Genomic DNA, 12,661 nt, shown 5'->3' with positions numbered 1-12,661 from the left:
GTGGTTCCGTTATGATCCTGCTCCGCGATACTTCTTCACGCCATAATTCCAGAGCAGAAGGCCCATGGAACCAAACGCTAACCCCATCACAGGTGTCAGCATCGCCATACGATGCATTTCCGTTCGTTCCAGGAACAGGGCTGCGGGATAAATGCCCACAAAGGCAAAAGGAATGACCCACGTTAACAGAACCTGAATTGCACGGTTATAGATGGTTACCGGATAACGTCCATACCCCTGAATGTTGTACATTAATGGCAGGATGCCTGTAGGCGCGTCCGAATAGAAAGACAATGACGTTAACGTGATATAGATTCCTGCATAGATTAACACGGAACTCAGAGCAAGAATAATAAGGGCGGGAATATGCCACCACTCCAGTCCAAGCCCCATCTCCGCACCACTAATGCCCATAATGATTAGGCCAATAAACGAACCAACGAGAGCGGGCGGGTCCACATTTTCAAGTAAAATCTGGAACAGGTTATGGGCAGGCCGAGTCAATATGCGATCCATCTCACCTTTGACAATATACCGTTCACTGAACCCCCACAGATTGATAAAGCAACTGAAGATGCCGTAAGGCACCATAAAATATCCATAGACAAAAAGGACTTCACTCTCACTCCAGCCGCCCAAATTATCCGTATGTCGGAAGACGACAAAGATAAAGATCAGGTTCGTTGCCTGGAACAACAGATCTGAAAGGATTTCCACCCAGAAGTCGGCACGGTACGTGAGTCTAGTTTTCATATAGTTCTTCAAATATTCCCAGATCAAACCTATATAGTACATCGCATTACCCTCCTTGCACGAACAGACGCTTGCGCGCCTGACGCCAGATCAGCATCATCGGAATGAGCAGTATGACAAACCAGAACACCTGAATGCCGAGTACACTCCAGATGCCAGTGCCTTCCACTCTTCCGGTGAAGACGGAGCCGGGCAGATAGGTAATGGCCTGAAAAGGCAATACTTTCATCACTGCGGACATCCAGCCCGGATAGAGGCTGATTGGAATGATCAGACCGGAGAACAGATCAACCACGACGCGTTTCATGCGCATCATGCCCTCATTGTTTTCCACAAAGAATGCGGCCAGTCCCGTAATGACATTAATCTGGGAGTTAATAAGGAAACTGAAGAACAGCATGACCAGAAAACCAATCCACGCGGACGGCGCCGTGGGCAGTTCAACCGGGAACAACAGAATGGCAATGAGCATTCCCGGAATCATGAGCAGCAGGAAACGGAAAATCCCTTCACCCAGACCCTGCATCATTTTGACCATGACATAATTGATCGGTCTTATAAATTGAATGGCAATGGAGCCATCCCGAATGTCTGTGGCTATTTCCCGGTCCAGGTTGTTAAAATAAAACGCACGCGCCATCCACGATACCGCCACATAAGTCGTCATCTGAGCTGCCGTAAAACCGCCCAGTTCACCACTACTGCCGTAAATGGCTTGCCAGGTAAAGTAATACACGCCGATATTCAGCGTATATATCAAAATGCCGGAATAATAATTCACCCGGTATGCAAGCATCGTCAGGAACCGGATGCGCATAAAATCAAAAAATGCACTATTCATCTTAGGATACACCCACCGTTCCGTTCCCGGCTCCCACAATCTCGGGACGCTCAGCGGAACCGGATTGGTAAATACTGCGCACGATCTCATCCGTGTTAATCTCAATAATCTGAATATCGGTAATATCTGCCTGTCCAACAATACGCCCAAGCACATCCGACACATTGAGTTCAAGTGGAATCCAGACCGATGCGGACAGTTCATTCTCCACCGTCCAGCGAACAGGCAGTGCAGCAGTCCATTCCAGCATTTGCTCCATGGTGTGACCCGTGCCGAACTTGAATCGGATTTCCCGTTCCTTGCCCCACTGGGACTTCAGATGATCCAAACCGCCATCATAAATGATATTGCCTGCATCGAGCATAATAACTCTTGAGCATAACGCTTCGATGTCCTGCAGATCATGGGTCGTCAGCAAAATGGTTGTTCCGTGTTCCTTGTTCATGTCTTTCAGGAATTCACGAATTTCCGATTTCACGACAATATCCAGACCAATGGTTGGCTCATCCAGGAAAACAATATCCGGATTGTGCAGCAGTGCAGCGACCAGTTCACAGCGCATACGCTGTCCAAGACTGAGCTTACGAACCGGACGATTCAGCAGATCCTGAAGCTGTAATCGCTCAACCAGTTCATCCAGACGTTTGCGAAAATCGACCTCACCTACACGATACACCTTGCGCAGCAGATGGAAGGACTCAATGACACCGATATCCCACCATAGTTGGCTGCGTTGACCAAATACGACACCAATATTCTGTACAAACTTCTCACGTTCCTGATACGGAACATATCCACCAACCGATATCTGCCCTGAAGTAGGCACCAAAATGCCGGTCAACATCTTGATCGTTGTTGATTTACCGGCACCGTTCTCCCCAATATATCCGCATATTTCGCCCTGCGGAATCTGAAATGAAATATCATTTACAGCCAATACCTCCTGGTATTGACGTGCAAACAGGTCTTGGAATGCGCCCTTGAGCCCTCCTCGGCTTTTCTGGACGCTAAACGACTTGCGCAAATCTTTGACATCAATCGCCAGCATGATTATACCTCACTTGGATTTTGTTGAAATTGCTTGTAGCCCAAAAAGAAATTATAATAGTATCAGTCAAAATTCAGCAAGCTTTAAAAAAATAGTCTGAGGCCGCGTCCTCTGTTGCATCTCACAGAAATGTCGTGTACGGAAAGCCCGGGCTAGATCAAATTGGACTCATCTTCATTTATTTTGAATACAAAGGAGAGCTAGCATGACCAGAAAGACGAAGAGAACCATTTGGATTTCTCTTGCCGCCTTCGTGCTGATTGTTGGAGGCGCTGCGGCATTTTATTTCGGTTCTATTCTCAATCAGTTGAATGGCTTGCAAAAGGAAGGCGACAAATCGCCGTTTGCCGGTATCGAAAATGTTGAAAAAGTAAGTACACCGGACCCTCCAAAATGGGAAGGCACCGAAACGGTCAATATTCTCGTTATGGGTGTCGATGCCCGCGGGCTGGAGAAGGGGGAAGTTCCCCGTTCTGACAGCATGATGGTCGTTTCGCTTGACCCACTCACCAAAAAAATCAATTTATTCTCCATTCTGCGCGACACATACGTCAATATTGACGGGTACGGCAAGGAACGAATCAATACTGCCATCACCCATGGCCCCAACGTGGCAATGAAAGCTGCAGGAGACCTGCTGGGTATCCCTATCCAGTATTATGTGTACACCGATTTCCAGGGATTCATCAAATTGGTGGATGCTGTTGGCGGTGTGGATTTTGACGTAGAGAAGGACATGCATTATACAAGTAAAGCGGACAATAATGAATACGATATTGATCTGAAAAAAGGCTATCAGCATTTGGATGGCAATACAGCTCTCATGTACGTTCGTTTCCGTCATGATGCCATGTCGGATTATGCCCGCTCTGAGCGGCAGCGTGAATTCCTCAAAGCTGTAGCAGCGAAAATGCAGTCAACGACAACAATTGCCAAGCTGCCTTCCATTCTGGAAGAAGTCAATCCTTATGTAGATACCAATCTGACCCTCTCCGACATGTGGAAGCTGGGCGGACTCGGATATCAGAGCAGCATGAACGGCAGCGAGCAAATTCCGCCAATGAAAATGCTCAAGGAAGAGCGTACACCAGGCGGAGCTGAGGTGCTTTCGGTAACCAATGAAGAAAAACTTAAGCAATACATTCAAGATATCATTCATCCTCCTGCTCAAGAAGAAGGCAGTTCTACCGGAGCCGAAGACAAAACGGCAAGTGGTGACGAGCTAGATACCAAGCAACCCGCACAGTAAAGAAGTGTAACACGCAGAGGGCAGCCCATATGCTGCCCTCTCGCTGTGTTTTGTTTATCTAATATGAAAGGAAGTTATCTAATGAATCCATCACGTACCCGTTCCGAAATTTTATACGAAGAAGCCCTTCAACATATTGTAGGAGGTGTAAACAGTCCCTCCCGCTCGTTCAAAGCTGTAGGCGGCGGTGCACCTGTATTTATGAAAAAGGCGCAAGGCGCGCACTTCTGGGATGTCGATGACAACCGATATATCGATTACCTCGCGGCATACGGCCCGATTGTTACAGGACATGCTCACCCCCATATAACCAAGGCCATTACTGAAGCAGCAGCGAATGGTGTCCTGTACGGTACACCTACGGAGCTGGAGATCCAGCTCGCCAAAATGCTGAAAGAGGCCATTCCTTCCATGGACAAGGTTCGTTTTGTAAACTCCGGTACAGAAGCGGTCATGACCACGATCCGGGTTGCACGTGCCTATACCAAACGTAACAAGATTGTGAAATTTGCCGGATGTTACCACGGTCACTCCGACCTGGTCCTTGTGGCAGCAGGTTCGGGGCCTTCCACGCTGGGTATTCCGGATAGTGCCGGCATTCCCACGAGCATCGCGCAAGAAGTTATCACAGTACCCTTCAACGATCTGGATAGCCTAAAAGCGGCTCTCGAGCGCTGGGGCGATGATGTCGCTGCGGTCATGGTTGAACCGATTGTGGGCAATTTCGGGATGGTTATGCCAGAGCCAGGCTTCCTCGAAGGACTCTGTGCCATGACTCGGGATAACGGCTCTCTGGTCATTTATGACGAGGTAATTACAGCCTTCCGTTTCCACTACGGCTCTACACAGACGTACGCGGGACTAGACAACCATGCCGAGATTGAACCGGATCTGACGGCACTTGGCAAAATCATTGGCGGCGGTCTGCCGATCGGTGCTTACGGTGGTCGCAAACAGGTTATGGAGCAGGTTGCTCCACTCGGCCCAGCCTATCAAGCCGGAACGATGGCTGGTAACCCTGCGTCTATCTCTGCCGGTATCGCTTGTCTTGAAGTTCTGCAAGGCGAAGGTGTATATGCTGAGATGGAGCGTCTAGCTATCGACCTGACAGCAGGCCTTCAGGCTTCTGCAGATCGGCATGGCATTGCTTTAACCATCAACCGAATTCGTGGTGCCTTCTCCACCCACTTCTGTGACCATCCGGTTACGAACTACGATCAAGCCCAGGATACCGATGGTGAACTGTTCGCTTCTTTCTTCCGTCATATGCTGAATCGTGGCATTAATCTGGCTCCTTCGAAATATGAAGCCTGGTTCCTGACCACAGCACATACGGACAAGGATGTTCAAGAAACATTGGAAGCCGCTGAAGCTTCATTCAAAGCTATGGCTCAAGAGTAATCGGTTATCTAACCATTCTCACATCGCACCAGAGCAAGCACTTTTGCAAGCATCATAGAAATGTATCACATGAAATAAGGCGTCCCACAAGCGATTATTCCGCTTGTGTGGACGCCTTTTGCAGTTTCGCTATCTCCTCACGGATAATCCGCATCCCTTCCTTGATCCGCTGCTTCGGTACATTGGATATGTTTAACCGCAGCATTTTTTCCTGAAGTATCTCCTGTGCACCTTCCGGATAATATCGTTCTGTTGTATCGGCAATAACTCCCCGTTGATCCAAACGAGACAGCAAGACCCTGAGAGGCATATCCTGAGGCAGTGGAAGAACCGTATGCTCCCCGCCTGTACGCGGCGCCTGTGCAAATGGAGCAAAGTCCGGGAAAGCATTAAGCTGTTGATACAATTTGTTCATCCGGGCAGCATAGCGGCTGCGGATGACTTTACCATGGTGAGCAAACATCCCGTTACGGATGTAGACCTCAAGCGCAGCCTGGGACAGCACCGCAGTGTCAATGTCGAGCATTTTTTTGTATGTGCTAAACGATGCAGTGAGATTTGCAGGCAGAATAGCCACGCCAATCCGCAGGCCGGGAAACAGGATTTTGGAGTAACTTTTCAGATATATGACTCGCCCTTCCGTATCATACGACCATAACGGGTCCTGCTTCGTATTCTCTTCCAGATCAGCCAAGTAATCATCCTCTACCAGATAGACATCGTAACGCTGCGCCAGCCGAATCAATCTCTTCTTCTCTGCTGCCGTCAAAGAAGTGCCAATCGGGTTATGAAAACGCGGCATGACATAAAAAAATTTGATATCTCCTTCGCGAAACTGTCGTTCGAGTGCGTCCCAATCCAGGCCATCCAGAGAGCGTCTTACACCTGCAATCGATATATTCAGCCCTTTCAGAAGCGAAGGCATATTATGATAACCCGGCAGTTCCAGCATCACCTGCTTTTTCCCATTCGGAAAAGGCATTAGCGCCAGCACAGCAAGGGCCTGCTGTACCCCTGACGTAATAAAGAACTGCTCCTTCCGGGCAAATACCTGATAATCGGCGAATTGCTTCTGCAACAATTCAATCAATGAAGGCAATCCCCTCTCTGTTCCGTACAAAAACAAGTCTGCCTGTTTCGTCTCCATCGCCTGATCTACACAATGGCGAAAATCCGAATAAGGAAATACTCGCGGATCAGGGGCGGCGGAGGCAAAATCCAGCGGCCCCTGCCACTCTCCATCCTCCACTTCGGCTCCATTTTGTACCGCATAATACCCGGACTGAGGCACCGCGTAGACCAGATGTCGCTCCTCCAACCACTCATATGCACGTATGGCTGTACTCACACTGCATTGATATTGCTCAGCCAGAACACGCACCGCCGGCAGTTTGATTCCTTTGTCCTGCCATTGTCCGTGGTTTTGCTGCCGCAATTGTTCCTGTATCCATTGCTTTAGCGATTCGGCGATCATTTCGTATTTTCTCATTGGATTTCGCCTCTCCTCCGACTTCACTCTTACCTTAATTGTATCGGTACAGTAAACGTTTTTATCTATTGTACCACTATTGGTCTGGCAGTATATTGAATAAGGCCAGACAGCGAACGCAGCAACATATGCGAGCTGTTAATAGAAAAGAAATCCGTATTATTGGAGGAAACCCTATGAACAACAATACTCAGACTAGAACATACGCATATGTAGCAGCTGTTTTATATGCAGCCATCATTGGCTTATCCTTTTTGTTTGTCAAAATGACAGTGACTGTTGCGCATCCGATCGATGTACTGGCACATCGCTTTGCTTTGTCATTACTCGTAGTCAGCATTCCTGTCATTTTCGGATGGATCAAGATCAAGCTAACCCTTCGTGATCTGTGGCGTATCATTCCGTTAGGACTGCTCTCTCCAGTTTTATTTTTTGCCTTTCAGGCATTCGGACTCGTCTCGTCCAACTCATCGGAAGCAGGCATTATTCAGGCCATGGCCCCCGTGTTCACACTGGTGCTGGCCTCTATCTTTCTCAAGGAACGGACATCTATCCTGCAAAAACTGTTCCTGCTGCTGTCCGTGGCTGGTGTAGTTTTTATTTTCCTGATGAAAGGAAGCGGGATGTCGGCAGGCAATTTTAAAGGTATTGCTTTATTGCTGCTCTCCACGGTATGTTTTGCAGGGTATGGAGTATTGGCAAGACCCTTGGCGCAGAAATATAAACCGATGGAATTGACCTGGGTCACCCTATTGGTTGGTTTCCTTGTCTTCAACGCTGCATCCCTGATCCGTCATGTATCAAGCGGAACCATGATGGATTATGTGAAGCCACTCGGAGATGCTTCTTACTTGGGAGCACTGGCTTATCTGGCCATCCTCTCCACCATGTTTTCCACACTGCTCGCAAGCTATGCCCTGACTCACCTCGAAGCTTCCAAAATGAGTGTATTCAGTAATCTGTCCACACTTATTTCGATTGCTGGCGGAGCCTGGATATTACATGAACCAGTCCACGGATACCACTTCGTCGGTGCCTTGCTGATCATTGCCGGTGTACTTGGCACCAATATGAGCGGAAGAAAACGTGGGCTGGTCAATCAGATTAAAGCGTGATACAATGTGAAAAATTGTAAACGGACATTATCAGCTTCGTCCTTCTATTCTGTTCCCGTCGTCTGGGAAACAGGATGAAGGACGAGGCTTTTTTATTTATATACCTAAAACTGTTTCAAGGATTGCAAAAGGTGGCAGGCACCGCAATTAACGAGCTGCTCTCCCCTTTACGTGAACGGCGACATTACTATGAACAACGTGGGCATGAAGTGAAGGAAATCCTCGTGGAAGGCACACGTCAGGCCCGTCAGGCTGCCCGTGAGACAATGCTTGAGGTTCGTGAAGCTATGGGGATACGTTATTTCGACTGACGGTATGAGAAGGCTTGATCACGTTAACACTGCTGAGAACAGTCCATTGGGAAAGAGGTCCCCTCAGCATGAAACCAACACAGCCTTCTTTTTTGCAAGCTATGATGTTAATAATGTTATCTGTCGGCCTGATCAGCCACGTCCTGATTATCCCTGCCCTCTTGTCTACGGCCAAAAGAGATGCATGGATATCCGTTCTGTTGTCTGCAGGTCCTTATCTTTTATTCGCTCTAATGCTTGCCTATGTCTCTCGTTTTCTCCAGCACCAAACCCTGCATGAATGGCTGACTTCCCATCTTGGCAAGCCCCTCGGCCTGCTGTTTCGGGTGGTAAACAGCCTCTTTTTTCTGTCTGTAATCTACTTCACTCTGCATGATACCACCACTTGGGCCAAAACCAATTACCTGACAGAGACGCCCATATTGGTTACAAGTATTGCCCTGATGTCTCTCTGTGCCTATGCGGCCTATAAAGGGATACGCTCTCTGGCATTTGCAGCAGGATTAATCCTGCCCCTGGTTGTACTGCTTGGCTTCTATGTCGCTATCGTTAATACACAATACAAGGATTTCAGCCGTCTGCTGCCGGTACTTGAAAAGGGCTGGCGTCCCGTGCTCCATGGCTCGGTCTACAGCCTTTCAGGCATGTTTGAGCTGCTGTTCATCTGGTACATACAGCCCCACCTATCTAAGCAGATACGTGTATGGCAGTACCTCATGCTCGCGCTCATTATTCTTGGGCTGACACTTGGCCCACTCATTGGGGCTATCGTGGAATTCGACCCTTTTGAAGCTGCCAAAATGCGATATCCCGCCTTTGAACAATGGCGGATTGCCTCCTTGGGCAAATATATTGCCCAGACCGATTTTTTTTCCATCTACCAGTGGCTCGCCGGTTCTTTTACCCGAATTAGTCTGGCCATGTATATTGTGGTAGAGATTTGGAATATTAAGAGCGCCTCCAGAAGGATCCTAACTTGTGCCACTCTTGGCGTCTTATTTATTCTTTCCATGCTGTATCCTCTGGATGATATGACATTCGAAAGGCTGCTTGTCCAATACATATTCCCGTTCAATCTCATGTACCTGAGCGGACTAGCGGTGGTTGCAACAGCAGTTGCATACATCAGTTCACGCCATCAGAGGAGGAAACATCATGGAGCACCAAACGATTGACACCACGTCCCATGAAACACTGCTTGCCTCTTTCGAAGAGCAGTTCAATCCCTGCGCAGATGTTGTTATTCAGACTTTTCCCGCCAAAGACACAACCGATATGTCAGTGATCATGCTCTACTGCGACGGTCTGGTCGACGGCAAACAAATCAATCAGTTTATTATCCCACGGCTGGAACGGCATTCTCTGTTCATAGAAGAAGCACACCCCAAAGAGTTGGGATTAACATTGAATCCGGTGCATGATCTCACAGATGTAGAGAACTTAAACCTGTTGATTTTTAGCGGACAATTACTGCTTATTTTCGGAAATGGTGATCAGTCCTGCAGTCTGGATATCGCGAATATCCCTGGGAGAAACCCTGAGGAATCCGCGATCGAGTCATCGATTAAAGGGCCCCGGGATGGGTTCACTGAGGAGCTGTCCGTAAATATCGGCCTCGTTCGCAAACGAATGAAAACCTCTTCCATGTGTTATGAGAAATATGTTAAAGGCGGTCGAACCCAGACCTCTATTGGTCTGTTGTATGTCAAGGACATTATTAACCCGGATATTCTGGAAGAAGCCCGTCAAAATCTCGATAAAATTGAGATCGATGGCATTCTCGGTACCTCCGTTATGGAACGTGCGATTATGGGCGGAATTCGCAGCATCTTCCCGCTCACGGATAATACGGAGCGACCGGATTATGTCGTGGACTCCCTTTTAAATGGGCGCTTTGCTGTTCTAATTGAAGGTTCACCGGTAGCCGTTATCGCTCCAACCACTCTATTCAATCAGTTAAAATCGCCGGAAGATGAAAGCACCCCTTTTTTCATTGTTACTTTTGAGCGAATTTTGCGCATTTCCGGATTACTGATTGCCTGCTTCTTTCCTGCCTTCTATATCGGCCTGACCAGTTTCAATGTGGAGCAGGTCCCCTTGCCTCTGCTCGCAACCATTTCGGGTACCCGGATGGGTCTACCCATGCCAGTGACGCTGGAAGTATTTTTAATGATATTTATGTTCGAGCTATTTAATGAAGCAGGCCGCCGACTCCCACGTGCCTTGGGACAGACCGTCAGCGTGGTAGGTGGACTTATTATCGGAGATGCTGCTATTCGGGCAGGAATCACGTCCCCCACGATCATTGTCACGGTGGCTATCTCGGTTATCTCCAGCTATATTTTGGTGAATACCGTGCTCAGTGGAGCTACTGCCCAAGTCCGGATTGGGATGCTTATCATTTCTTCCACGCTTGGATTATTCGGTTTCATGCTTGGACTATTCGCTCTGCTGGTGCACCTCGTATCCTTGGAGTGTTATGGCGTCTCGTACCTGTCACCCGTCTCTCCTTATATTCCCGGCGACTTCACCCAAGCTGTATCCATGCCTCCTTCCATGAAACGGACCAAGCGCCCAGCCGTACTTCATACGCAGGATTCCACTCGCCGGAGGAAACGCTCGTGACAAGATGGATGGCTAAAGTTAGCTTGTTTATAAGCTGCTTCATCCTGCTGACTGGATGCTGGGATTCAAAAGAGGTTCAGAGTATTAACTTTATCACGGCTGTAGGGATAGACTATGTGGACAACCACTACATTGCTTACGCACAACTCATTGATTTCTCCAGTATTGCCAAGCAGGATGGACCAACTTCAAGGGAAGCAAGTGAAATCTGGATAGGCCGGGGTGAGGGTACAACACTGAGTATGGCTATTGATGACTTATATCAAACTTCTCAGCAACAAACGCTGTGGACCCATGTAAAAGCGATTGTCTTATCCAAAAATGTGTTGAATGGACGGCTGGAGGATGTCTTCAATACCCTGTTACATTCAGGTCAACTGAGATATACCCCATGGCTCTACGGTACAGAGCGTAACATTACAGATGTACTCTCTCCCTCTGCCCTGCTGAATCAATCCGCCCAGACTATCGAGCTGTTTGAACCGATGAAGCTGTATAAGCAACATTCCAGTTATGAACCCATCCGGCTTCATCAACTCCTTGACGGATTTCGGGAGCCTGCTTCAGTGATTCTTTTACCTTCCATCACCAATCAGAACCAGACCTGGTTTAACGGGGATAAAGCTCCCCCGCTGATTAGAATGGATGGGTTTTATGTCATTTCAATCGGTAAAAATCAAGGCAAGGTGACGGGCAAGGAAGCTAATGGTACACGATTCGTGAATTATGACCACGTCTATCAATATCCGTTGTATGTATACAGGAACGGGAGTAAAACTCCGAATCTGACGCTTAGGCTTAATAACCCGAAGACCAAGATTCAGGCGAGGAAAGAGGGAAATGGTGTTACCTTTGATCTGGTTACTTCGGTTAAAAGCGCTATCATCGAGGATCATGACTCTCACCAGTCTCCCCATGCCATGGAAAAGGAGGCGGAGAAACAGATTGAGTCCGAAATCCGCGATACGTTTGAAAAAACCAAATCACGCAAGATTGATTCCTACGGTTTGGTAGAACACCTCTATCGCCATGACCTCCCCCTATGGAGACAGGAGGTATATCAACGGGCTAATCCACTTGACCGGTTTAAACTCGGAAAGGTGGAAGTTCATGTAAAAATCCTCAATGCCAGTACGTATAAATACGATGAGTAGCATAAAAAGACGATCAGCAGCCTGCAGTTCATGCAAGCTTCCTGGTCGTCTTTGCTTTTCATAATTCACAGGTTATCCCAAAGGAAATGCCATAACACTCATGAGTGCCAGTTCAGGCTGAGTTGTGTCCAGACGACTGTACTGAATGATAACAGGAACATTGCTGGAGACCGTAATCGCATAGGGTACTCCTGGAGGAATAAGTTGTTCACCCGATCTCAGCAACGCAGTCCGGATATGCTTTGTTCTCCGCGCAGGCACCTCAGCCACAATGTCTTCGAGCGGTTCCCTGTCTTCGAAGTAAATCGTTATTTGCAGCCGTGCATCCACGATGCCTGTATTTAATACACAGATGCTCTCATGACTCTCCAGTGAGCCCGAACTGTCCGGCGGAATGTAACCATCGGGAATCACCCAGTAGGTGTGACCTGTCGCTGCGGAAGATATTTTATGAGCTGAAGTGTTCGTCTGATCCTGTGTCAATGAATTTCCTCCTTTGCTAATGCAATAATTAGATTAAACACGCGGGAGGCTCGCGGTGCGGGCGCTTCGGTGGGCGGATCGGGCTTCGGGCCGCTGTTGACTCGGGATTTCTTTTTCATTCCCCCTCAGTAGGGGAAATCCCGCTCCAAAGGCGGACGCTTCGCTCCCTCTGCTCCGATTCCGCCCTCCTTC

The 12,661-nt window shown here is 48.2% G+C and carries 12 protein-coding genes; 7 read left to right on the top strand and 5 right to left on the bottom strand.

Annotated features, from left to right (window positions below; translation table 11 throughout):
* Positions 1 to 9: 9 nt before the first annotated feature.
* The 3 genes from P5G61_RS16560 to P5G61_RS16550 are packed head-to-tail and all read right to left on the bottom strand — an operon-like array spanning position 10 to position 2,642.
* Positions 10 to 795: an ABC transporter permease gene (locus P5G61_RS16560; RefSeq protein ID WP_301247520.1), complete on the bottom strand. Its 786-nt coding sequence runs from the start codon at positions 793 to 795 to the stop codon at positions 10 to 12.
* Between the two features lie 4 nt (positions 796 to 799).
* Positions 800 to 1,594, bottom strand: a complete 795-nt coding sequence (locus P5G61_RS16555; protein WP_024630763.1) for an ABC transporter permease — start codon at positions 1,592 to 1,594, stop codon at positions 800 to 802.
* Position 1,595: 1 nt separating this feature from the next.
* Positions 1,596 to 2,642, bottom strand: a complete 1,047-nt coding sequence (locus P5G61_RS16550) for an ABC transporter ATP-binding protein (protein ID WP_301247519.1) — start codon at positions 2,640 to 2,642, stop codon at positions 1,596 to 1,598.
* Positions 2,643 to 2,847: 205 nt separating this feature from the next.
* Here P5G61_RS16550 and P5G61_RS16545 point away from each other — a divergent pair, with 205 nt between their 5' ends.
* Together P5G61_RS16545 and P5G61_RS16540 are read left to right on the top strand one after the other, a co-directional pair.
* Complete coding sequence (locus P5G61_RS16545; RefSeq protein WP_301247518.1) at positions 2,848 to 3,891, top strand: LCP family protein; 1,044 nt, start codon at positions 2,848 to 2,850, stop codon at positions 3,889 to 3,891.
* 81 nt (positions 3,892 to 3,972) lie between these two features.
* Entirely contained in the window at positions 3,973 to 5,292 is a 1,320-nt protein-coding gene (locus P5G61_RS16540; RefSeq protein ID WP_301247517.1) for a glutamate-1-semialdehyde 2,1-aminomutase, read from the top strand.
* Between the two features lie 94 nt (positions 5,293 to 5,386).
* Here P5G61_RS16540 and P5G61_RS16535 read toward each other — a convergent pair whose 3' ends face one another.
* Positions 5,387 to 6,781, bottom strand: a complete 1,395-nt coding sequence (locus tag P5G61_RS16535; RefSeq protein ID WP_301247516.1) for an aminotransferase-like domain-containing protein — start codon at positions 6,779 to 6,781, stop codon at positions 5,387 to 5,389.
* Between the two features lie 176 nt (positions 6,782 to 6,957).
* Here P5G61_RS16535 and P5G61_RS16530 point away from each other — a divergent pair, with 176 nt between their 5' ends.
* The 5 genes from P5G61_RS16530 to P5G61_RS16510 all read left to right on the top strand — a co-directional run bounded on the left by P5G61_RS16530 (position 6,958) and on the right by P5G61_RS16510 (position 11,986).
* Positions 6,958 to 7,896, top strand: a complete 939-nt coding sequence (locus P5G61_RS16530; protein WP_301247515.1) for a DMT family transporter — start codon at positions 6,958 to 6,960, stop codon at positions 7,894 to 7,896.
* A gap of 131 nt (positions 7,897 to 8,027) precedes the next feature.
* Positions 8,028 to 8,207, top strand: coding sequence for a tryptophanyl-tRNA synthetase (locus tag P5G61_RS16525; RefSeq protein ID WP_301247514.1), 180 nt, complete (start codon positions 8,028 to 8,030; stop codon positions 8,205 to 8,207).
* Positions 8,208 to 8,275: 68 nt separating this feature from the next.
* Positions 8,276 to 9,382, top strand: coding sequence for a GerAB/ArcD/ProY family transporter (locus P5G61_RS16520; protein ID WP_301247513.1), 1,107 nt, complete (start codon positions 8,276 to 8,278; stop codon positions 9,380 to 9,382).
* The gene (locus P5G61_RS16515) at positions 9,363 to 10,832 is read left to right on the top strand and encodes a spore germination protein (RefSeq protein ID WP_301247512.1); all 1,470 of its coding nucleotides are present in this window, start codon (positions 9,363 to 9,365) and stop codon (positions 10,830 to 10,832) included. Before P5G61_RS16520 ends, P5G61_RS16515 begins: the two co-directional genes overlap by 20 nt.
* On the top strand, positions 10,829 to 11,986 hold the full coding sequence (locus P5G61_RS16510) for a Ger(x)C family spore germination protein (RefSeq protein ID WP_301247511.1): 1,158 nt from the start codon (positions 10,829 to 10,831) through the stop codon (positions 11,984 to 11,986). Before P5G61_RS16515 ends, P5G61_RS16510 begins: the two co-directional genes overlap by 4 nt.
* Positions 11,987 to 12,058: 72 nt before the next feature.
* Here the strand turns inward: P5G61_RS16510 and P5G61_RS16505 are convergent, their stop codons facing one another.
* A complete protein-coding gene (locus P5G61_RS16505) occupies positions 12,059 to 12,469 on the bottom strand; it encodes a sensory rhodopsin transducer (protein ID WP_435874194.1) in 411 nt (136 codons plus the stop codon).
* Between the last annotated feature and the right edge of the window lie 192 nt (positions 12,470 to 12,661).

It is taken from the genome of Paenibacillus vandeheii, from assembly GCF_030433635.1.
Taxonomy (GTDB): Bacteria; Bacillota; Bacilli; order Paenibacillales; family Paenibacillaceae; genus Paenibacillus; species Paenibacillus vandeheii.
The sequence above is the reverse complement of the archived record's forward strand: the minus strand, read 5'-3'. Positions and strand labels throughout refer to the sequence as shown.